Raw genomic sequence first — 20,835 nt, forward strand, 5'->3', positions numbered from 1 at the left:
GTGCGCGGCAGGGACTTGACGGGCTGGCCGTGACGGTCATGACGGCGTGATGGCCAGCCTGTCGCTTATCCCCGATCCCCGAGCCCGCTCCGGCCGCGCGGCGGCGCTGGTCGCGGGCGGGGCAGGGCTGGCAGCGGCGCTGGTGGTGCTGTTCGCGATCGGCAATATCACCGTAGCAGCAGGATTTCTGGCGGGCGCCGTCGTGCTGGGCGGCATCGCGATTGCGGCGCGCATGCTGCAGCCCGCCGCTCAAGCCGCCGAGCCCGACCTCGACTGGTCGATCGCGCATCTGCTCGCCGATGCGTCGAGCGACGCGGTGGCCGTCACCGATCGCGGCGGGCGGCTCGTCTGTGCGAACCAGGCCTATCGCGCGCAGTTCGACGGCTTTCCCACGCCCCCCAATCTGCCCATCGGCGAGCCGGGGATCGCTGCGCTCGCAGGCGCGGGGCGCGCGGCGTGGCGCGACGGCACGGGCGAGGTGGCGCGGCTGACCACATCAAGCGGCCCGATCGCTGCCGCCATCACCCGCGCAGGCCATGCCGATGACATGCTCGTCTGGCGCTTTCGCGGTGCCGCCGGGATGGACGTTGCCGCGCGCGCCGAAGCGATGATTGCAGGGCCAATCGGCAACCGCGTCGCGGGCGCGGGGCTGATGCTGTGCCTCGTCGACCCCGACGGGCGGATCAAGGCCGCCAACCGCGTGTTTCGGCTGCGCGCGATGGGCCATGAGGAAGGCGCCGTCGCCGGGCGCGACTTCGGTCGCTTCCTGACCAACGATAGCGACGGCGTCGTCCGTTTCGAGCGCGAGGGGCGCGGCGGCACCCCGCTGCGCGTGATGCAGATACCCTTTCTCGACGGTGATGCCGCGCCCATTCTCGTCGCGCTGGTCGATGATGATGCCCCGCCGGTCCCCGCGATCGACGCGTCGAGCGCCGATTATGTGAAGAGCCTCGTCGCGCTGATTCCCGCCGCGATTGCCCTGGTGGCGCGCGACGGGCGGTTCATCGAGATGAACGCCGCATTCCACCGCGCGGCGCGGATCGATCCGCTCACCGTCCCCGTCTATCCCGGCGACCTTGTCGTGCGCGAGGACAAGGCCGCCGTCGCGGATGCCGTGCGCCGCTTCACCGGCGGCGGCGCGCAGGCAAGCGACCTCGCGGTGCGGCTGCATGATCGCCCCGACGAGCCGGTGATCCTGTCGATCGCCGGCGCGCGCGGCTTCGGCGACGCGGCGGTGCTGCTCAGCCTCAAGGACAATGGCGAGGAAAGCCGCCTCAAGCGCGAAGTGGCGCAGGCGACCAAGATGCAGGCGGTCGGCCAGCTCGCGGGCGGCGTCGCGCATGATTTCAACAATATCCTGACCGCAATCATCGGCCACTGCGACCTGATGCTGATGCGCCATGCGCCGGGCGATGGCGATTATGACGACATCCAGCAGATCCGCCTCAATTCGAACCGCGCCGCCAGCCTGACGCGGCAATTGCTCGCCTTCTCGCGCCAGCAGACATTGCGCCCACAGATTCTCCAACTGCCCGACGTGATTTCCGAAGTTTCGAACCTGCTCAAGCGACTGCTCGGCGAAACCGTGACGCTCGTCGTCAAGCATGGCCGTAATCTCGGCCCGGTGCGTGCCGATCCGGGGCAGCTCGAACAAGTCGTCATGAACCTCGCCGTCAATGCCCGCGACGCGATGCTCACCAAAAACCCGCAAGGCGGCGGCACGCTGACGATTGAAACGCTTGCGGTCGCCGCCGCCGACGTCCCGCAGATCGCGCTGGCGCATAAGCTGTCGGCGGAGACGATGCCCGTCGCCGATTACACCGCGCTGCGCGTGTCCGACACCGGCATGGGCATTCCCGCCGATATCCTGCCCAAGATTTTCGAACCCTTTTTCACGACCAAGGATGTGGGGAAGGGCACTGGCCTCGGGCTCTCAACCGTCTATGGCATCGTCAAGCAATCGGGCGGCTACATCTTCCCCGATAGCGCCCCCGGCAAGGGCGCGGTATTCAGCATCTACCTGCCTGTCCACCGCACCGAAGCCGCCGCGCGGCCGAGCGCGCCGAAAGCCAAGGCCAAACCCGCCGAACTCTGGGGATCGGGGACGATCCTGCTCGTCGAGGATGAGGATATGGTCCGCGCGGTCGCCGAACGCGCGCTGGCGCGGCAGGGCTATACCGTGCTCACCGCCGAGAATGGCGAAGCAGCACTCGAAGTATTGGCCACCGCCGCGCGGCCCGACCTGCTGATTTCCGACGTCGTGATGCCGATGATGGACGGGCCGACGATGGTCCGCCATGCCCGCGCGCGCTATCCCGACCTGCCGATCCTGTTCATGTCGGGCTATGCCGAGGAGCAATTGCGCAAGTCGATCGATCTCGACAATGTCGCCTTCCTGCCCAAGCCGTTTTCGGTTCAGCAACTCGCCGAAGCCACGCGCGACGTGCTCGCCGCCAAATGACGCTTGGCGCTGGCCGCCCGACCGCCTATGCGCCCCCGATGCCAGCCACTGTCCTGATCGTCGAAGACGAACCGCTCATCGCGATGATGCTTGAGGATTTTCTGGGCGAGATGGGCAAGACCGTCATCGGCCCGGCGGATAGCTGCGCACAGGCGCTAGCGCTGATCGCCAAGGGCGGCATCGATGCGGCGATCCTCGACGTCAATCTGCGCGGCGGCGAAACCAGCGATCCGATCGCCGATGCGCTGGCCGCCGCCGGCATTCCGTTCCTGTTCGCGAGCGGCGGCAGCGGCGACGGCGTCGAAGGCCCGCACAGCAACCGCCCGGTGCTCGCCAAGCCGTTCACGATGGAAGCCGTCGCCAAGGCGCTCGAAGCGCTGGGCTGAGGCGGCAACAACAACCGCGCGGCAGCGCCCGGGCGGCGCGCACGATTTTTTTTGACACTCATGATGTTCCGCTCTTGTTCTATTGGAACAGATACGGTACATGGCTCGCGACGCATTGAACGACAACGGTGTTCGGTCTAGCGAGGAGAACCATCATGGCAGCCAAATTGAAGGTTATCGACAGCGACATGGCCCTTTCTTCGGACAAGACAAGCGACAAGGCTGCGGGCGACCGCCAGAAGGCGCTCGACGCCGCGCTCGCGCAGATCGACCGCGCATTCGGCAAGGGCAGCGCGATGCGGCTGGGGTCGAAAGCGACGATGCAGGTCGAATCGATTTCGACCGGCTCGCTTGGGCTCGACATTGCGCTTGGCGTTGGCGGTTTGCCGCGCGGCCGCGTGATCGAGATTTACGGCCCGGAAAGCTCGGGCAAAACCACGCTCGCGCTCCACGTGATCGCCGAGGCGCAGAAAAATGGCGGGACCGCCGCCTTCGTCGACGCCGAGCATGCGCTCGATCCCGTCTATGCCAAGAAATTGGGCGTCAACATCGATGAGCTGATCGTGTCGCAGCCCGACACCGGCGAGCAAGCGCTCGAAATCGTCGACACATTGGTGCGCTCGAACGCGATCGACGTGCTGGTGGTCGATTCGGTCGCCGCACTCGTGCCGCGCGCCGAGATCGAAGGCGAAATGGGCGACAGCCATGTCGGCTTGCAGGCGCGGCTGATGTCGCAGTCGTTGCGTAAACTGACGGGGTCGATCAGCCGCTCGCGCTGCATGGTCATTTTCATCAACCAGCTGCGCATGAAGATTGGCGTGATGTACGGCAATCCCGAGACGACCACGGGCGGCAATGCGCTGAAATTCTACGCGTCGGTCCGCCTCGACATCCGCCGCACCGGCCAGATCAAGGACCGCGAAGACATTGTCGGCAACACCACGCGGGTGAAGGTCGTCAAGAACAAGGTCGCGCCGCCGTTCAAGCAGGTCGAGTTCGACATCATGTACGGCCAGGGCATTTCCAAGATCGGCGAGATTCTCGATCTTGGCGTCAAGGCCGGCCTCGTCGAGAAGTCAGGCGCGTGGTTCTCTTACGACAGCGTGCGGATCGGGCAGGGGCGTGAGAATGCCAAGACCTATCTGACCGACAATCCTGAAATGGCCGACCGGCTCGAAAAGGCGATCCGCACGCGCACCGACAAGGTGGCGGAGGAAATGATGGTCGGCCCCGATGGCGATGAGGCCGACGACGACGATATGTGATTTGGATGTGATCGGGCGCGGCCCCGCGCACCGGTTTGATTTTACCCCCAGCGGCGTCCCCCTCGCCGCAAGACTGGAAAGGCCCGCCTCCCCCCGGCGGGCCTTTCATGTTTGGAGGCAGGGGGACCCCCCTGCGATCGTCGTGACTTTTGTGACCTTTCGAGCGATGCGGGCGTGGTCGGAAGCGGCAGAAGAAGATTGGTTCGTGCGGCGGCGCGGAGAGCGCGGAGGAAGAGAGAGTGGACCTGATCGATAATCCACCGTTCGTCCCGAGCGAAGTCGAGGGACGGGCGCCAGGTACTCTGACCCGTGTCTCGACTTCGCTCGACACGAACGGATAGGTGAAGAATAGAAGAGGCAACGCCCGGCCAGCCTGACGCCACCACCCGGAGACCACCCATGACGATCACCGTCCACCACCTCGAAAACTCGCGCTCGCAGCGCATTCTCTGGCTGCTCGAGGAACTCGACCTGCCGTACACGATTACACGCTATGAGCGGAACAAGGCGACGATGCTCGCCCCGCCCGAACTGCGTGCGGTACATCCGCTCGGCAAGTCGCCGGTGATCGAGGATGACGGGCTGGTAATCGCCGAAACCGGCGCGATCGTGGAATATCTCGTCGCCAAGGCCGACGGCCGCTTCGGCTCGCGCGCGCATCGCGACTCGCTGCTGCGCTATCGCTTTTTCCTGCATTATGCCGAAGGATCGGTGATGCCGCCGTTAGTCATGCGGCTGGTGATGAGCCGTATTCCGCTGGTCGGAAACACAGCGGTTAAACGCATCCAGCCGATGATCGACAATCACCTCGATTATATCGAAAGCGAACTTGCCCAGCGCCCCTGGTTCGCGGGCGACGACATCAGCGCCGCCGACATCATGATGAGCTTCCCGCTCGAAGCCGCCAAGAGCCGCGCCGGGCTCGACAATGGCAAGCGTCCGGCAACACTCGCCTGGCTCGCCAAGGTCCATGCGCGCCCCGCCTACCAGACCGCGCTCGCCAAGGGCGGACCCTATGCCTATGCCTAGTGGGTGAGGACCAAAGATGGACTCAATCCCCATCCCGTTCGTGTCGAGCGAAGTCGAGACACCTTGCGGACCGCCTGTGGCCTGTTTCTCGACTTCGCTCGAAACAAACGGTTCGAGCTAGAGTGATTAAGCTCTAAACCCCATGCTTCGATGGCGCGTGCGGCGGCTCGATCTCGGGTTCTTCGGGGTCGTCGAGCTGCCCTTCCCAGCGCGCGACGACCGCCGTCGCCACCGCATTGCCGACGACATTGGTGCCCGACCGCCCCATGTCGAGGAACTGGTCGACCGGCAGGATCAGCAGCAGCCCGGCTTCGGGAATGCCGAACTGGCCCATCACCGCGGCAATCACGACCAGCGACGCGCGCGGCACCCCGGCGATCCCCTTCGATGTCACCATCAGGATCAGCAGCATCAGGATCTGCGTCCCGATCGGCAAGTCGATGCCATAAACGCGCGCGATGAACAAAGTCGCGAAGGTCATGTACATCATCGACCCGTCGAGATTGAACGAGTAGCCGAGCGGCAGCACGAAGCTCGCGATCTTGGGTGGCACACCGAACCGGTCGAGCGCTTCGAGCGTGCGCGGATAGGCGGCTTCGGACGAGGCGGTCGAGAAAGCGAGCAAGATCGGCTCGCGGATATAGCGCAGCAGCGTGCCCGCGCGCGGGCCGATGAACACAAATGCCGCGCCGAACAGCACGAGCCACAAAAAGGCGAGGCCGACATAAAAGCTGCCGACGAACAGCCCGAGGGTCACAATGATGCCGAGCCCGTTGACGGCAATCGTCGCGGTGATCGCCGCGAACACCGCGAGCGGGGCGACGCGCATCACATAATCGGTGATCTGGAGCATCATCGCCGCCAGCGCCTCGGCCCCCGCGACGATCGGCTTGCCGCGCTCGCCGATCGCGGTCAGCGCAACGCCGGCGAAGATCGAGAAGACGACGATCTGGATGATCTCGTTCTTGGCCATCGCGTCGACGATCGACGTCGCCACGATATGGGTGATGAAGTTGGACAGGCTGAAAGCCGACTTTTCCAGCCCCACCGTCTCGCTCGGCGGCGGCAGCTTGAAGCCAAAGCCCTGGCCCGGCGCGACGATATCGACGATCCATTCGATCGCGTGGAACAGCACGAGGCCCATGCTGAGCGAGATCAGCGACGCGGTGATGAACCAGCCCATCGTGCGCGCGCCGATCCGCCCGAGTGCGGCAGTATCGCCCATATGCGCAATGCCGACGACGAGGGTGGAGAAGACGAGGGGCGCGATGATCATCTTGATCAGCCGCAGAAAAATGTCGGTGACGATCTTGAACCCGCCCGCGATGTCCTTCAGCCGCGCGGTGGCTTCCGCGCTGCCATCGGCAATCGTGCTGTTGATCACCCAACCGGTGAACAGGCCAAGCACTAGCCCGATCATGATGTACAAGGTCAGCCGCTTGGCCATTACATGCTCCCCAATTCCTGCCCGCCAGCGAAGGGGATTGCGGCGCCCCGGTCAAGCGCCCTATCGCTGGTCGACGAAAAAACGGGGGAAGCGCCGCATGCAACAGGGTTTCACGATCGACCGGCGCAGCCTCATCGTCGGCGCGGCAGTGGCGCCGTTGCTGTGCTCGGCAGCCGCGCGGGCAGCGGCCCCCGATCTGGCGGGCCTCGCCGATATGACGCGCGACGTCGCGCCGATCACCGCTGCCGAACGCGCCGCCCGCCTCGCCAAGGCGCAGAGGCTGATGAAAGCGAACGGCATCGACGCGGTGCTGATCGAGCCGGGGGCGAGCCTCGTCTATTTCACCGGCGTGCGCTGGGGCCGCAGCGAGCGGCTGACGGCGGCGGTGCTGCCGGTCGAGGGGCCAGTGCTGATCGTCACGCCCTTCTTCGAAGAACCCTCGGTCCGCCAGACGCTGGCGGTCGAGGCCGAAGTGCGCGTGTGGCAGGAAGATCAGTCGCCGGTCGCGCTGATCGCCGCCTGGCTCAAGGCGCGCAAGCTGACGGGCGCGATCGGCATCGAGGAAACCGCGCGCTTCTTCGCGTCGAACGGGCTGGCGCGCGCACTCCCCGCCGCGCGGATCGTGTCGGCCAATCCGGTGGTGCGCGGGTGCCGGGGCAGCAAGTCGGCAGCCGAAATCGCACTGATGCAAAAGGCGAGCGACATCACCATTGCCGCCTATCGCTGGACCTGGCCGCGCGTCGAGAAAGGCATGACGCCCGCCGATATCGGCGCGCTGATGAATGCTGCGACGGCCAAGCTCGGCGGCGATCCCGGCTTTGCGCTGGTCCTGATCGGCGAAGCAGCGGCCTATCCGCACGGCAGCCGCGCGCCGCAGCGCGTGGGCGATGGCCAGATCGTGCTGATGGACTGCGGCTGCTCGGTCGAAGGCTATCAGTCCGACATCTCGCGCACCTTTGTCTATGGCACGCCAAACGCCGAGCAACGCAAGGTCTGGGATCAGGTCGCAGCGGGCCAGCAGATCGCGTTCAAGGCGGCGCAGGTGGGCGCGGCGGCGGGATCGGTCGACGATGCCGTGCGGCGGCAATATGCGGCGTGGGGCTATGGCCCTGACTATAAGCTCCCCGGCCTGTCGCACCGCACCGGCCACGGCATCGGCCTCGACGGGCATGAACCCGTCAATCTCGTGCGCGGCGAGACGACGAAGCTCGCGCCGGGCATGTGCTTTTCAAACGAGCCCGGCATTTACTTGCCCGGCAAATTTGGCGTGCGGCTCGAGGACTGCTTCCACATGACGCCGGCGGGGCCGGTGTGGTTCAGCGAGCCGCCCAAGTCACTCGACGCACCGTTGGGGTAGGGGAAAGAACTTTTCAATATTGTTGGGCTAATCGAATGTAATGAACGCCGTTACACCAGTCGAACCGACGCTAGATACTGCCGTTTGGGATCGAGCGACTCGGGCGGCCAATCAGTGGCGCAGCGAAGCCATTGATGTGTTGGCGCAAGGCGAAGCCTTGGTGACGGAGATGCTGCTTACGCTGCACGCTGTCCACGGGCGTGGCGCCAAGGTGAAGCTCAGGCAACTGTTGGGCCAGCGGCTCGCCGATCTGCACGACGCAATCAAGACCGACGGGCCGTTCGCGACCGAAGGTAAATGTGCCGTCGCTCGGCTCGCAAAGTTTCGCGAACATGAAACGTTGCGCGCCACGCTCTGTCACGGCGTGGCTACGGTCGCGCTCGACCGTCAACGGCGCTGGATAATGGTGATCAAGCTGGCGGCGCTCGATTCCTCGGGCGCCAAACGCACGAAGCTCGTCATCGATGGGGACGAGGCCGCGCCGCTGCTCGCCGAGTTGCAGGCCGATGTGCGAAACCTTCGGTCGGCTATGGGCCAAATCACGGCTGCACTAAAGAGCACGACCGTTGCTAAGGCACCTCAACAACCGGTCGTCACTGCGGCATGATCGCCACATGACCCGCCGATTCGCCGCCGCCATCCTGCTCCCCCTCGCGCTCGCCACCGCCGCGCATGCCGCCCCTCCGCGCAAGAAGCCCGCACCCCCGCCGCCGCCCAAACCAGCACCGATCGGCGACACGGTGCGGATTGCGCTCACGACCGAAGCCGGCGTCATCACGCTCGAACTCGATCACAAGCGCGCGCCGATCACGACCGAGAATTTCGTTGTCTATGTCGATCAGAAGCGCTTCGACGGCACCGTATTTTACCGCGCGCTGCGCCTGCCATGGGGCGATGCGCCCAACGGGCTGATCCAAGGCGGCACGCAAAACGACCCCAAGCGCATCCTGAAGCCCATCGCGCATGAACCGACGACGCAGACCGGCATCCTCCACAAGGCGTGGGCGATCTCGATGGCGCGCTATGATCCCGGCACCGCGACCGGCGATTTCTCGATCATGCTCGGCGATCAGCCCGCGCTCGATGCTGATCCCAAGGCGAGCGGTGACAATGCTGGCTATGCCGCCTTCGGCCGGGTCACCGACGGCAAGGATGTCGTCGTCAAGATTTTCAACGCGCCGGTCGATCCGGCCAAAGGTGAGGGCGGCATGAAGGGCCAGATCATCGCCGCGCCGATCAGGATCGTCAGCGCGCGGCGCTTGCCCGACCCGCCGCCACAGCCTTGAGCGGGCCGGATAACCGTTTCGCTTGAGCAAGCCGCACGCGCGCCCTAGATCGGGTGCATGACCTCGACCAATGATATCCGCCGCTCCTTCCTCGATTACTTCGAACGCGAAGGCCATGCGCGCGTCGCATCCGCACCTTTGGTGCCGCACAACGACCCGACGCTGATGTTCGTCAACGCGGGGATGGTGCCGTTCAAGAATGTGTTCACGGGGCTGGAGAGCCGCCCCTATGTGACCGCCGTGTCGAGCCAGAAATGCGTGCGCGCGGGCGGCAAGCACAATGATCTCGACAATGTCGGCTATACCGCGCGGCACCATACTTTCTTCGAAATGCTCGGCAATTTCTCCTTCGGTGATTATTTCAAGGACCGCGCGATCACGCTCGCGTGGAATCTGATCACCAAGGAATGGGGGATCGATCCCAGCCGGCTCACCGTCACTGTCTACCACACCGATGATGAAGCCTATGATCTGTGGAAGCGCATCGCGGGCCTGCCCGGCGAGCGCATCATCCGCATCGCGACCAACGACAATTTCTGGTCGATGGGCGATACGGGGCCATGCGGGCCGTGTTCGGAAATCTTCTACGACCACGGCGATCACATTCCCGGCGGCCCACCCGGATCGCCTGATGAGGATGGCGACCGCTTTGTCGAGATCTGGAATCTCGTCTTCATGCAGTTCGAGCAAGCTGCCGACGGCAACCGCACCCCGCTGCCGCGCCCATCGATCGACACCGGCATGGGCATCGAGCGCGTCGCCGCTGTGCTACAGGGCGTGCACGACAATTACGACACCGATACCTTCAAGGCGCTGATCGCCGCCTCGACCGCGCTGACGGGCACGCTGGCCGAGGGCGCTGCCAAGGCGAGCCACCGCGTGATTGCCGATCATCTGCGCTCGGCCGGGTTCCTCGTGGCGGATGGCGTGCTGCCCGCCAACGAGGGCCGCGGCTATGTGCTGCGGCGGATCATGCGCCGCGCGATGCGGCATGCGCATATATTGGGCGCGAAGACGCCGCTGATGCACCGGCTGGTCCCCGCGCTGGTGGCGGAGATGGGCGCGGCTTATCCCGAGCTCGTCCGCGCGCAGCCTCTGATCGAGGCGACCTTGCTGCAAGAGGAAACGCGCTTCCGCCGCACGCTCGAAAACGGGCTCAAGCTGCTCGACGAAGCCACGGCGGGCATGGCGGCGGGCGCGACCCTGCCGGGCGAAACCGCGTTCAAGCTCTACGACACCTATGGCTTCCCCTATGATCTGACCGAGGATGCTCTGCGCGCGCAAGGCTTCGGCATCGACCGCGCGGGCTTCGACACGGCGATGGCCGAACAGAAGCGGGCTGCGCGCGCTGCGTGGAAGGGATCAGGCGAGCGTGCCTCCGACGATGTCTGGTTCGACATTGCCGAGGAACATGGCGGCACCGAATTCACGGGCTACACCGCCGACACCGGCGAGGGGCAGGTGATTGCCATCGTCAAAGACGGCGCACGGATCGAGCGGGCAGGGGCGAGCGAGAGCGTTGTCATCCTGACCAATCAGACGCCTTTCTACGCCGAAAGCGGCGGTCAGATGGGCGATGCCGGGACGATCACCGGTGATGGCGGGTTGGTCGTGCGGGTCGAGGATACCGCCAAGGCGCTCGGCCGTTTGCACGCGCATCAGAGCGTGATCGAGGCCGGATCGGTCGCGGTCGGCGATAAGGTGCGGCTTGCGATCGATACTGCGCGACGCGGGCAAGTGCGGGCCAATCACTCGGCGACGCATTTGCTCCACGCGGCCCTTCGCGAACGGCTCGGGCATCATGTTAGCCAGAAGGGCAGCCTGGTCGCGCCCGACCGGCTGCGCTTCGATTTTTCCCACCAGCAGGCGATGACGGCGGCTGAAATCGCGCAGGTTGAAGCCGATGTGAATCGCCAGATTCGCGGCAATGCCCCGGTGACGACGCGGCTGATGACCCCCGACGATGCGATTGCGGCAGGCGCGATGGCGCTGTTCGGCGAGAAATATGGCGATGAAGTGCGCGTGCTGAGCATGGGGGCCGAGGCCGACAAATCCTATTCGGTCGAACTGTGCGGCGGCACGCATGTTGGCGCGCTGGGCGACATCGCGCTGGTGAAGATCGTGAGTGAAAGTGCCGTCTCAAGCGGCATCCGCCGGATCGAGGCACTGACGGGCGAGGCGGCACGGCTGTGGCTAGCCGATCGCGACGAGAAGCTGCGCGAGACGGCGGCGTCGCTCCGCGCATCGCCCGACGAAGTGCCCGCGCGCGTCGCGGCTTTGGTCGAGGACCGGCGGCGGTTGGAGCGCGAACTGGCCGAAGCCAAGAAGGCGCTCGCACTCGGCGGTGGCGGCGGTGCGGCGCCGGCAGGCCCCGAACACGTCGGCGGGGTGAATTTCCTCGCGCAAGTCGTCGAAGGGCTCGATCCCAAGGGCCTGCGCGGCGCGGTCGACGATGCCAAGGCGCGGATCGGGTCGGGCGTCGCGATGATCGTCGCGGTCAACGAAGGCCGCGCCTCGGTCGCGGTCGGGGTGTCAAGCGATCTCACCGGCAGTCACAATGCCGTCGATCTGCTGCGCGCCGCCGTCGCGGCGCTCGGCGGGCAGGGCGGTGGCGGCCGCCCCGACATGGCGCAGGGCGGCGGGCCGGAAGGCGACAAGGCAGCAGAGGCGGTGGCGGCGGTGAAGGCCGTACTGGAGGGGCAGGCGGTCGCGGCTTAAGCCGCCGTTGACCGTGTCTCCCTACTCGCTCGCAATCTCAATGCGATAGTCCGAGCAGAATCGACAGGGAGAAGACGATGCTGACCGCCGTGCTCGTGCAAATTGCGACTGTTGTCTCGCCGGGCGATCCGCCGCCGCCAATCATTCGGGTCCCAATAATCTCGGGTGAAGTCGCCAACCTCGACGTCGAGGTCCGCGACCGCGACGAAGTGCTCTTCAAGGGGCCGCTCCGTGTCGCGGCAGAGCGTGCGGCGAACTACAATCGGGAAACCAGCGACGCGCCCCCCAATGCGTGCCCAAACACGACAATCGGCGATGAGCCAAGACTGGCGAACCAAATGTCGGGCATCCGCGTGACCATCATGTCCGGCTATCGCTCTGGAGAGCCGAAGATGTTCACGATGAGCGTGCGCTACACTCGACCGCTGCCCGTCACATGCCCGAACCCGCCGGGCACGCGAACCTTGGAAATCGCGCAGCGCTTTGCGCTGGCGCGCGGATCCTCGGCAAGCTTCGCGAGCGACGGGTTGAGCGTGACAGTGCGCCGTCGCGAATGATGCTGTGCCATGCTCCGCGGGGCTCTCGCTCAACCCCCGCGGAGTGGCTCAGACGTAATCAAGCCGCCATCGAACTCCGCGCCAGTTCGCACATCGACCAGATTTCACTCAGCGTGGTCACCAGCTTGTCGATATCCGCGTCTGAATGGACGGGCGAAGGGGTGATGCGCAGCCGCTCAGTGCCGACCGGCACGGTCGGATAGTTGATCGGCTGGACATAGATCCCGTGGTTGTCGAGCAGCCAGTCGCTGATCATTTTGCACTTCTTGGCGTCGCCAACCATCACCGGGATGATGTGGCTGGGGTTTTCCAGCGTCGGAATGCCGATCGCGTGGAGGCGACGGCGGACAGTGGCGACGCGTTCCTGGTGACGGGCGCGTTCGACCTGGCTGGTCTTCAGATGGCGGATGCTCGCGACAGCCCCGGCGGCAAGCGCCGGCGGCAGCGCGGTCGTGAAGATGAAGCCGCTGGCAAAGCTGCGGACGAAATCGATCAGCTTGGCCGATCCGGTGATGTAGCCGCCCATCACGCCATAAGCCTTGCCCAGCGTGCCTTCGATCACGTCGATCCGGTCCATCAGGCCGCGCGCTTCGGCAACCCCGCCGCCGCGCGGGCCATAAAGGCCGACCGCATGAACTTCGTCGATATAGGTCAGCGCGCCATGCTTTTCGCACACATCGAGGATCTGCTCGATCGGCGCGATATCGCCGTCCATCGAATAGACGCTTTCGAACGCGACCAGCTTGGCGCGGCCCGGCGCGATCGCGGCGAGCTTGCGGTCGAGATCTTCCCAGTCGTTGTGGTTGAAGCGCTGGCATTCGGCGCGGCTGTGGCGGATGCCTTCGATCATCGATGCATGGTTGAGCGCGTCCGACAGCACCACGCAATCGGGCAGCTTCGCGGCGAGCGTCGACAGCGCCGCCCAGTTCGAGACATAGCCCGAAGTGAACAGCAGCGCAGCTTCCTTGCCGTGCAGATCGGCGAGTTCGGCTTCGAGCTCGACATGCGCGTGGCAGGTGCCGCTGATGTTGCGCGTGCCGCCCGCGCCCGCGCCGCAATCGTCGAGCGTCTGGTGCATCGCGTCGAGCACCGCCGGGTGCTGGCCCATGCCGAGATAGTCGTTCGAGCACCAAACGGTGACTTCGCCGACGCCATCATCGGTATAGTGGCGCGCGCGCGGGAAGGCGCCGGCCTTGCGTTCAAGCTCGGCGAAGATGCGATAGCGCCCGTCTTCTTTCAGCGCGGCAAGCTGGCTGCCGAAATATGCCTCGTAATCCATCTTACCTCCGCTCCGTGCTTATTGTCTTGGCCTTAACAGGCTGGGGCGTTGCCCAGCGATACATCATTGCGTCCCGGATCGGTAACACAAGGAACAAATGCTCGACGACGCCGAGAAAAGCGAGCCCCGCGACCAGCGTATAGCTCGCGGCGACGCCGGGGTCGCGGGCCGCTTCGGCGGCAGTCCATGCCCACCAGGTCGCGGCCGATCCCAGCGTGACCGAGACTGGAAAGAGCCAGTTGCAGCGCGCTTTGCGAAAATAGGTCTTGAGGTACGCGAGATGCGCCGGGAAGACCTCGTCCGACAGGCTCGGCACGCCGAGGAAAAGGTTGAGCTTGGCCGAGAGCCGCATCCCGAACAGCAGCGCGAATGCCAGTGGCGCGGCTTGGTTGGGCTGGCCCCAGGTCAGCGCGAACAGCAGCAGCACGGTCGCGGCGAGCGCGACTTCGTGATGGATCACCGTCGCCGTCGCCAGCTTGAACCGCGCCCAACCGCGCGCTTCGGGCGGGCAGGGCTCATGCGATGGCCCGCTGACGAAGCCCATCAGGAAGCCCATTTCGTGCCAGCCCCAGATCGCCACCGATGCGGCAAAGGCGATATAGACCGATGTCATGCTGCTGTCGCTCGCGGTCAGCACAATTGCCGCGAGTGCCATCAGCGCAACAATCCCCGCGCCGCGAAAGCTTCGGCGGAAGGTGCTGCGCGGGCGACTGTCGAGCCACACCACCGCAGCCGTCCCAAAGAACCACACCATCAGCGCGAACAGGAGCGGCGGAAAGCTCACCAGGCCGGCACCAGCCGCACTTGGGCCGGCAGCGCGTTGCGCTGGGCGGGAATGAACAGCATCCGCACGAAAGTCGCGCCCGCCGCTGCCGTCAGCGCCAGCTTCTTGACGCGACCGATGATCCCGCCCTGTGCCCCGGCCGCATCCATTGCGTTCGAGATTTTGCGCATGCGCTCCATCCCGCGCCGGAATGCCGGTGCGTTGCTATCGACCGTCAGCGGGAACACCTGCTTCGAAATCGCCGAGCAGATATCGAACACCTGATAGTCATAATCGGTCGGGTCAACGCCGAGCGCGGCGTGGAACGACGGGCGATTGTGATCGCGCACATACATCGTCGCATAGACCGCCATCAGGAAGAATTTGATCCACAGCCGGTTATGGCCTTGCAGCAGCTTGGGATCGTTGCGCATCAGCAGCGCGAACGCCTCACCGTGGCGGAACTCGTCGTTGCACCACTGCTCAAACCAGTTGAAAATCGGGTGGAAGCGCAGCTCAGGGTGCTTCGCGAGATGGCGATAGATCGCGATATAGCGCGCATAGCCAATTTTTTCCGACAGATAGACCGCGTAAAAGATGAACTTCGGCCGGAAGTACGTGTATTTCTTGGTCTTGGTGAGGAACGACAGGTTCACGCCGATCCCGGCATCCTTCAACGTGTCGTTGATGAACCCCGCGTGGCGGCTTTCGTCGCGACTCAGCAGCTTGAACAGCTGCTTGATGTCGGGGTTCTTCGCGCGCTTGGCGATTTCGGCATAGAGGATGCAGCCCGAAAATTCCGACGTGAGCGAGCTGACGAGGAAGTCGACGAATTCGACGCGCAGTTCCTCGGGCAGGCTTTCGATCACACCGTCGAACGCTTCGGTGCGCTTAAAGTGGCGCTTGTTCGGATCGGACTGCATTTCGGCGATCAGCGAATCCCACTCGCGGCGGACGTTCGACACGTCGATCCGGTCGAGCGCGGCATAATCGGTGGTGTAGAAACGCGGACTCAGCACCGTTTCGCGCTGGGCGATCTTCATCGATTCGGTGTCGGTCGCCTTGGCCGAAGGAATGGCGGGGAATTTTGCCGGAGCGTTCATGCGGCCCTCCCGGGGGAAAAACTGACTTCGTAGAGTTCGGTCATTTCAAAATGACCCGCGAATTTGGTCCACAGCCGTTCGATCGCGGTTGCCCGTTCGACCGTCGCGATCCGGTCGAACACGGCGCTTTCGCCAAAGCCGACGACGATCGGCTCGCCGTGCACGCGCACGCGGTCGCCGGGATAGATCGGCAAATCATCGGCGAGTTCGACATGCGCATGGCATGCGGCATCACTGTTATCGATCTCGATCCGGCACGCTGTGTCGAACGAGGTGCGGCGAAACGGCATCAGCGACCTTCCTTCGATTGCAGCAGCGCGAGAAAGGCTTCGCGATTGGTCGGGCCGAACGCGCCAAGTTCAAGCGAGCGCCCCGACAGTGAGTCGACCAGCGATAACTGGCCGTCACTCCACAAGGTCAGCTCAAACGGCGCTTCAGAGCCCAGCCCGCGCATATGGCGATCGCGCGCCATGCCGCGCATCACGCTGCGCACGAAGCCGCTTTTGGTGAAGGGAGCGACGGTGCCGGCGACTTGCTTGGCATTGACGTCTTCGATCACCAGCGCGCCATCGGCACGATCGCTGAAGCGCAGGCTGCGCGTGATCACGATCTTCGCGTTCTCGTTGGCGCGGACGGCAGCGGGCAGGGCAGCAGGCGGCAACTGCGCGATCCGGGCAGCCGCGGTCGCCGCCAGTGCCGAGAGCACCAGTCCGCAGGCGAGCATCAGCGCACCCTTGGGCAGCATGTTGCTGTGATCATGGGTCATGCTCATGCCGCCACCGCCGTGTTCGTGGGCATCGTCACCACCGGCGTGATCGCGACTGGCGGCGTCACCGTGCCGTCACCTTGCGCCGCGCGTGTGGCACGGGCCGCGATCATGCCGACCTTGGCGATGTCGGGGATAGCCCGGAACATCGGCCGCGGCTCATTGAAGTGCCAGGCTTGGGCATGCGGCCACAGCGCGATATAGCCGAGCCGCTGCTTGCCGGTCAGGTGCATCAGCAGGTCGCCAGTGCCCCGGGTGCGCGCGCGCAGGTCGAGCGAGCCGATCATCGGCAGCGGCAGGTTGATGCACTTCGGGATCGCCATGCCGAACCGCAGCACGATCCGGCGATTGGTAATCGTATAGACGGTGGTCTTGGCCGTCCCAAACGCGATCAGGTGCAGCAGCGCCATGCCGATCAGCCCGGCGGCGAGGGTCATGCCCAGACCGATCACCGAACCACCGACCAGCGCCACCACCGCGAGCACCCCGAAATAGCCTGCAACCGCGCCGGTGTGGAACGCTGTGCGCGCCAGCACGCGCCAGTCGGGCGATCCTTGCCACAGGATGGTCTCGCCCGGCGGCAACAGCCCCGGCAGGCCGCGGATCGGTTCGTTGTCGTATTCGCTCACAGGATCGGCTCCGAACGGCTCGGGATGGCATAGAGATAACCGCCACCGAAATAGGCCTGCACGCGCTCTTCTTCGTAGAGCGTGATCACATCGGGTCCCTCGATCGACGGGGCATCGGCGAATTGTGCGGCAGTGATGGCATCGACGGTCACGGTAGCCCTGGCGCGGCTGATGCTCGACATGAACATCGGGGCCAGCACATGGCGGCCACCGGCGATCTCGACTTCGAGATAGCGGATCAGGCGATCGGCGCGGTCAATCCACAACTCGGTGACCTTGCCCGCCACGGCGCCATCGACGCCGACGACGGTGTAGCCGCGCGGATCAGCGTCACGGCGTTCAACGGTGAAACCTTCGGCGACACGCATCGGCACGATGCGGGGATGGCCTTCCCAATCGAGATCAGGGTGCTTGGCGCGGTTGGCGAACGATGCCGGACCGACGCCGTCGACCAGCGGATTGCCGGTCGGCACCAGCGGCGCACCCGCGAAATTCTCGGCAGGGCGGGCCGCAATCTTGAAATCGTCGCGGCTGCCGTTGGGGACCGTAACGGTGCCTTGCCCGAACGGCAGGCGGAACGTCTTGGGCAAGGCGCGGAGCAGCAGCCCACCTTCACCCTCGACACGACCGGTCAGCTCATGTTCGAGCGGATAGCCTTCGCGGCGATCCTCGCGGCGGAGATAAATCACCAGCCCGAGGAAAAAGAGGAAGAATGCGTTGAGCACGACAAGTGCCACGTCGATGTGCGGGGTGAGGGTCAAATGCATCGGACCATCCTTCTTTCTGCGCGCTCAGGCGAGACGTTCGTTGAATAGGGGCAAGGGACGCGAACCATTTTCGGCGGTCCGCCGCGCCAGCGGACCAATGGCGACAAGTGTCGCAAACAACAGGGCAATTTCGATATGCCAGACAAAGCTATAGCCGCTCGACGGATCGATCAGGCCGGCGCCGAGCCGCCCGCTCATCGACAGCGCGTCGAAGCCATCGCGCAAAGCTCCCGACAGCAGAATCGCAACCCCGCCCGCCGTCGCCTGCACCGCGCCCCAGGCGCCAAGCGCGAGCCCGGCCTTGTCGGCGGGCACATGATCCATCGCGGCGATCAGCGTGCACACGGTGAACAGCCCGCCGCCCAACCCAATGCCGGTCGCGCCCAGGCACAACAGCGGCACCGACGCGAGCGGCGCCGACATCACCACCACGGCAAAGGCCGCGATGCCGAGCAACACGCCCATGCCCGCCAGCCGGTGCGGATCGACTGCACGGTCCAGCGCGCGCGCTGCATAGGCAAAGCCCGCGATCATCCCCGCCGACCACAAAGCCGACAGCGCAGTCGTCTGGCCGACGTTGAGGCCGAGCACATGGCCACCATAGGGCTCAAGCAAAATGTCCTGCATCGAAAAGCCTGCCGCACCCAGCGCGAGCGCAAGCAACAAGCGGCGCATGCGCGGCTCGCCGATGAGCTGGCGCCACTGGACGCTGAACTCGACGGTATCAACCCGGCGGGTACCGCCGATAACGCGCGCCTCCTGCTTCCACAGCGCGATCACGTTGAGCAGCATCGTCACCATGGCGGTGCCTTGAATGACGCCGACCAGCCGGTACGGATCAAAGCCACCGCTGAGGATCCTACCGAAGATCAGCGAGCAGGTGAACATGCCGATCAGCAGCATCACATAGAGCAGCGCCACAACCCGGGGGCGCTTGGCCTCAGGCGACAAATCAGTCGCGAGTGCGAGTCCCGCCGTTTGGGCGGTCGCCATTCCGGCGCCGACCAGCAGGAACGCGACCGAGGCGCCGATGATGCCAACCCATAGGCCGCCGACCGCACCACGGCCGGTCATCAGCAGCAGCGCAAACGGCATGATCGCCAGCCCGCCGAACTGGAGCAATGTCCCGAACCAGATATAGGGCACGCGCCGCCAACCGAGCACCGAGACGTGATTATCGGACTTATAGCCGATCAGTGCACGGGCAGGAGCGAACAGCAGCGGGAGTGCGACCAGCGCCGCAACGAGTGTGGCAGGAACGCCAAGCTCGACAATCATCACGCGGTTGAGCGTGAAGTTCAACAGCACGAACGCCATGCCGATCGACACCTGGAACAGCGACAGCCGCAGCAACCGCCCGAGCGGCAATTCGGTCGTCGCGGCATCGGCAAAGGGCAGGAACCGCGTGCCCATCGTCGTCCAGAATTTGGCGGTGCGGCTGCTCATGCCGGCAACACCTCCAACGCGTGGCTGGTGTAAAAGCCGCCCGAAACCTTACGGTCGCGACCGAGCGCGGCGTTGGGCAGCGCGTTGGTAATCAAGGTGCGCAGCAGCCGCTCGCGCACCGGCAGGATCGCGGGCGACCGGTCGCTGCGCGGGAACAGGCGCCCCATACCGAGCGCGACCATCAACAGTGGCGTCTGCGGGGCAAAAGTGAACACGATCGATCCGCGCGTGCGATCACCAAGGCCGCGGATCACCTCGACGATCTCAAATGCGGGATAGTGGATCAGCGAGTCCATCGCGACGACATGGTCGAAGCTGCCGAGCGACACATCGTGCATGTCGCCGACGCGCCAGTCGATGTGGAGGTTCTTGGGCGCGCGCTTGCGGGCGATCTCGACCAGGCTGGCGGCGACATCGATCGCCACGACTTCAGCGCCGCGTTGTGCTGCTTCGACCGCAAAGGCGCCGGTGCCGCAGCCCGCATCGAGCACGCGCTTGCCGGTCAGGTCAGCCGGGAGCCACGATAGCAAAGTGTCACGCATTTCGTTGCGCCCCGCACGCACTGTGGCGCGGATGCCGCTGACCGGCGCATCGCTGGTCAGCTGCTCCCAGGCCTTGCTCGCGGTGCGATCGAAATAGGTTTCGAGCTGGCCGCGATAGCGTGAGTAGGTCGTCGTCGTCATCACTCGAAGCCCAAAAACTCGAAAATGTCGCGGTCTTTCATCGGCTTTGCGTCGAGCGCCGGGGCACCTGCCCAGAGCGTCGCGGCCAGCCGCTTATATTCGTTGCACGCCGCCTCGACCTCGGGCGTCTGCTCCATTTCGAACAGCGTGCACTTCTTCAGGCGGCTGCGGCGGATCGCGTCGAGATCGGGGAAATGCGCGAGCCGCTTCAGACCCGTCGCCGCATTGAAGCGATCGATCTCGTCGGTCGCCGCCGAACGATTGGCGATCACGCCGGCCATCCGCACGTCATAATTCTTGGCCTTGGCGCCGATCGCCGCGACAATCCGGTTCATCGCGAAGATCGAGTCGAAATCATTCGCCGCAACGACGACCGCGCGCTCGGCATGCTGGAGCGGCGCGGCAAATCCGCCGCACACCACATCGCCAAGCACATCGAAAATCACGATGTCGGTTTCTTCGAGCAGGTGATGCTGCTTGAGCAGCTTCACCGTCTGGCCGACGACATAGCCGCCGCAGCCGGTTCCAGCGGGTGGCCCGCCCGCTTCGACGCACATGACGCCGTTGAAGCCTTCGAACATATAATCTTCAGGCCGCAACTCTTCCGAATGAAACTCGACCGTTTCGAGCACATCGATGACGGTTGGCATCAGCTTTTTGGTCAGCGTGAAGGTTGAATCATGCTTCGGGTCGCAGCCGATCTGCAGCACGCGCTTGCCGAGCATCGAGAAAGCCGCTGACAGGTTCGACGAGGTCGTCGATTTGCCGATGCCGCCCTTGCCATAGACCGCAATCACCTTGGCGGTGCCGATCCGGTCGGAGGGATCGAGCTTGACCTGAACCGAGCCTTCGCCGTCGAGGCCGCGTGTGGGGGGATCGAGTAGTGCCATCGT

General features: G+C 64.9%; 20 protein-coding genes. 9 read left to right on the plus strand and 11 right to left on the minus strand.

Annotated elements, in window-relative coordinates; genetic code table 11:
- Positions 1–49 precede the first annotated feature (49 nt).
- The 4 genes from K2W81_RS12035 to K2W81_RS12050 all read left to right on the plus strand — a co-directional run bounded on the left by K2W81_RS12035 (position 50) and on the right by K2W81_RS12050 (position 5,141).
- The gene (locus tag K2W81_RS12035; RefSeq protein ID WP_294104610.1) at positions 50–2,461 is read left to right on the plus strand and encodes a response regulator; all 2,412 of its coding nucleotides are present in this window, start codon (positions 50–52) and stop codon (positions 2,459–2,461) included.
- A 38-nt stretch (positions 2,462–2,499) separates the two neighbouring features.
- A complete protein-coding gene (locus K2W81_RS12040; protein ID WP_294104612.1) occupies positions 2,500–2,847 on the plus strand; it encodes a response regulator in 348 nt (115 codons plus the stop codon).
- A gap of 155 nt (positions 2,848–3,002) precedes the next feature.
- Complete coding sequence (gene recA, locus K2W81_RS12045) at positions 3,003–4,112, plus strand: recombinase RecA (RefSeq protein ID WP_294104614.1); 1,110 nt, start codon at positions 3,003–3,005, stop codon at positions 4,110–4,112.
- Positions 4,113–4,511: 399 nt separating this feature from the next.
- Complete coding sequence (locus tag K2W81_RS12050) at positions 4,512–5,141, plus strand: glutathione S-transferase (protein WP_294104616.1); 630 nt, start codon at positions 4,512–4,514, stop codon at positions 5,139–5,141.
- A 133-nt stretch (positions 5,142–5,274) separates the two neighbouring features.
- Here K2W81_RS12050 and K2W81_RS12055 read toward each other — a convergent pair whose 3' ends face one another.
- On the minus strand, positions 5,275–6,588 hold the full coding sequence (locus tag K2W81_RS12055; RefSeq protein WP_294104618.1) for a dicarboxylate/amino acid:cation symporter: 1,314 nt from the start codon (positions 6,586–6,588) through the stop codon (positions 5,275–5,277).
- 97 nt (positions 6,589–6,685) lie between these two features.
- Between K2W81_RS12055 and K2W81_RS12060 the strand changes: the two genes are divergently transcribed.
- The 5 genes from K2W81_RS12060 (at position 6,686) to K2W81_RS12080 (ending at position 12,506) form a co-directional block, all read left to right on the plus strand.
- Complete coding sequence (locus tag K2W81_RS12060) at positions 6,686–7,945, plus strand: Xaa-Pro peptidase family protein (RefSeq protein ID WP_294104619.1); 1,260 nt, start codon at positions 6,686–6,688, stop codon at positions 7,943–7,945.
- Positions 7,946–7,985: 40 nt separating this feature from the next.
- Positions 7,986–8,552, plus strand: coding sequence for a hypothetical protein (locus K2W81_RS12065; RefSeq protein WP_294104621.1), 567 nt, complete (start codon positions 7,986–7,988; stop codon positions 8,550–8,552).
- 7 nt (positions 8,553–8,559) lie between these two features.
- On the plus strand, positions 8,560–9,231 hold the full coding sequence (locus K2W81_RS12070) for a peptidylprolyl isomerase (RefSeq protein ID WP_294104623.1): 672 nt from the start codon (positions 8,560–8,562) through the stop codon (positions 9,229–9,231).
- A 57-nt stretch (positions 9,232–9,288) separates the two neighbouring features.
- Entirely contained in the window at positions 9,289–11,949 is a 2,661-nt protein-coding gene (gene alaS / locus K2W81_RS12075; protein ID WP_294104625.1) for an alanine--tRNA ligase, read from the plus strand.
- A gap of 77 nt (positions 11,950–12,026) precedes the next feature.
- Entirely contained in the window at positions 12,027–12,506 is a 480-nt protein-coding gene (locus tag K2W81_RS12080; protein ID WP_294104627.1) for a hypothetical protein, read from the plus strand.
- Between the two features lie 58 nt (positions 12,507–12,564).
- On the opposite strand, the gene hemA is transcribed toward K2W81_RS12080, so the two are convergent.
- The 10 genes from hemA to bchL are packed head-to-tail and all read right to left on the minus strand — an operon-like array spanning position 12,565 to position 20,832.
- Positions 12,565–13,785 (minus strand): 5-aminolevulinate synthase, encoded by a 1,221-nt coding sequence (gene hemA, locus K2W81_RS12085; protein ID WP_294104629.1) that lies wholly within the window; start codon positions 13,783–13,785, stop codon positions 12,565–12,567.
- A 1-nt stretch (position 13,786) separates the two neighbouring features.
- On the minus strand, positions 13,787–14,569 hold the full coding sequence (gene puhE / locus K2W81_RS12090) for a putative photosynthetic complex assembly protein PuhE (protein WP_294104631.1): 783 nt from the start codon (positions 14,567–14,569) through the stop codon (positions 13,787–13,789).
- Entirely contained in the window at positions 14,566–15,651 is a 1,086-nt protein-coding gene (gene acsF, locus K2W81_RS12095) for a magnesium-protoporphyrin IX monomethyl ester (oxidative) cyclase (RefSeq protein WP_294104632.1), read from the minus strand. The genes puhE and acsF overlap by 4 nt, the downstream gene beginning before the upstream one ends.
- Entirely contained in the window at positions 15,648–15,941 is a 294-nt protein-coding gene (locus tag K2W81_RS12100; RefSeq protein WP_366932250.1) for a hypothetical protein, read from the minus strand. The genes acsF and K2W81_RS12100 overlap by 4 nt, the downstream gene beginning before the upstream one ends.
- Positions 15,941–16,423, minus strand: a complete 483-nt coding sequence (gene puhC / locus K2W81_RS12105; protein WP_294104634.1) for a photosynthetic complex assembly protein PuhC — start codon at positions 16,421–16,423, stop codon at positions 15,941–15,943. The genes K2W81_RS12100 and puhC overlap by 1 nt, the downstream gene beginning before the upstream one ends.
- Complete coding sequence (gene puhB / locus K2W81_RS12110; RefSeq protein ID WP_294104636.1) at positions 16,420–17,046, minus strand: photosynthetic complex putative assembly protein PuhB; 627 nt, start codon at positions 17,044–17,046, stop codon at positions 16,420–16,422. The genes puhC and puhB overlap by 4 nt, the downstream gene beginning before the upstream one ends.
- Positions 17,043–17,813: a photosynthetic reaction center subunit H gene (puhA, locus tag K2W81_RS12115; protein ID WP_294104638.1), complete on the minus strand. Its 771-nt coding sequence runs from the start codon at positions 17,811–17,813 to the stop codon at positions 17,043–17,045. The genes puhB and puhA overlap by 4 nt, the downstream gene beginning before the upstream one ends.
- 24 nt (positions 17,814–17,837) lie before the next feature.
- A complete protein-coding gene (locus tag K2W81_RS12120; RefSeq protein ID WP_294104640.1) occupies positions 17,838–19,259 on the minus strand; it encodes a BCD family MFS transporter in 1,422 nt (473 codons plus the stop codon).
- Positions 19,256–19,942 (minus strand): magnesium protoporphyrin IX methyltransferase, encoded by a 687-nt coding sequence (bchM, locus tag K2W81_RS12125; protein ID WP_294104642.1) that lies wholly within the window; start codon positions 19,940–19,942, stop codon positions 19,256–19,258. Before bchM ends, K2W81_RS12120 begins: the two co-directional genes overlap by 4 nt.
- Entirely contained in the window at positions 19,942–20,832 is an 891-nt protein-coding gene (bchL, locus tag K2W81_RS12130; protein WP_294104644.1) for a ferredoxin:protochlorophyllide reductase (ATP-dependent) iron-sulfur ATP-binding protein, read from the minus strand. The genes bchM and bchL overlap by 1 nt, the downstream gene beginning before the upstream one ends.
- Between the last annotated feature and the right edge of the window lie 3 nt (positions 20,833–20,835).

The sequence above is a fragment of the Sphingomonas sp. genome (assembly GCF_019749955.1).
Lineage (GTDB): Bacteria > Pseudomonadota > Alphaproteobacteria > Sphingomonadales > Sphingomonadaceae > Sphingomonas.

Bases quoted from the DNA above. Each gene is read 5' to 3' on its own strand.
- K2W81_RS12035 (WP_294104610.1), top strand. From the start codon at position 50: ATGGCCAGCCTGTCGCTTATCCCCGATCCCCGAGCCCGCTCCGGCCGC.
- K2W81_RS12040 (WP_294104612.1), top strand. From the start codon at position 2,500: ATGCCAGCCACTGTCCTGATCGTCGAAGACGAACCGCTCATCGCGATG.
- recA (WP_294104614.1), top strand. From the start codon at position 3,003: ATGGCAGCCAAATTGAAGGTTATCGACAGCGACATGGCCCTTTCTTCG.
- K2W81_RS12050 (WP_294104616.1), top strand. From the start codon at position 4,512: ATGACGATCACCGTCCACCACCTCGAAAACTCGCGCTCGCAGCGCATT.
- K2W81_RS12055 (WP_294104618.1), bottom strand. From the start codon at position 6,588: ATGGCCAAGCGGCTGACCTTGTACATCATGATCGGGCTAGTGCTTGGC.
- K2W81_RS12060 (WP_294104619.1), top strand. From the start codon at position 6,686: ATGCAACAGGGTTTCACGATCGACCGGCGCAGCCTCATCGTCGGCGCG.
- K2W81_RS12065 (WP_294104621.1), top strand. From the start codon at position 7,986: ATGAACGCCGTTACACCAGTCGAACCGACGCTAGATACTGCCGTTTGG.
- K2W81_RS12070 (WP_294104623.1), top strand. From the start codon at position 8,560: ATGACCCGCCGATTCGCCGCCGCCATCCTGCTCCCCCTCGCGCTCGCC.
- alaS (WP_294104625.1), top strand. From the start codon at position 9,289: ATGACCTCGACCAATGATATCCGCCGCTCCTTCCTCGATTACTTCGAA.
- K2W81_RS12080 (WP_294104627.1), top strand. From the start codon at position 12,027: ATGCTGACCGCCGTGCTCGTGCAAATTGCGACTGTTGTCTCGCCGGGC.
- hemA (WP_294104629.1), bottom strand. From the start codon at position 13,785: ATGGATTACGAGGCATATTTCGGCAGCCAGCTTGCCGCGCTGAAAGAA.
- acsF (WP_294104632.1), bottom strand. From the start codon at position 15,651: ATGAACGCTCCGGCAAAATTCCCCGCCATTCCTTCGGCCAAGGCGACC.
- K2W81_RS12100 (WP_366932250.1), bottom strand. From the start codon at position 15,941: ATGCCGTTTCGCCGCACCTCGTTCGACACAGCGTGCCGGATCGAGATC.
- puhC (WP_294104634.1), bottom strand. From the start codon at position 16,423: ATGAGCATGACCCATGATCACAGCAACATGCTGCCCAAGGGTGCGCTG.
- puhA (WP_294104638.1), bottom strand. From the start codon at position 17,813: ATGCATTTGACCCTCACCCCGCACATCGACGTGGCACTTGTCGTGCTC.
- K2W81_RS12120 (WP_294104640.1), bottom strand. From the start codon at position 19,259: ATGAGCAGCCGCACCGCCAAATTCTGGACGACGATGGGCACGCGGTTC.
- bchM (WP_294104642.1), bottom strand. From the start codon at position 19,942: ATGACGACGACGACCTACTCACGCTATCGCGGCCAGCTCGAAACCTAT.
- bchL (WP_294104644.1), bottom strand. From the start codon at position 20,832: ATGGCACTACTCGATCCCCCCACACGCGGCCTCGACGGCGAAGGCTCG.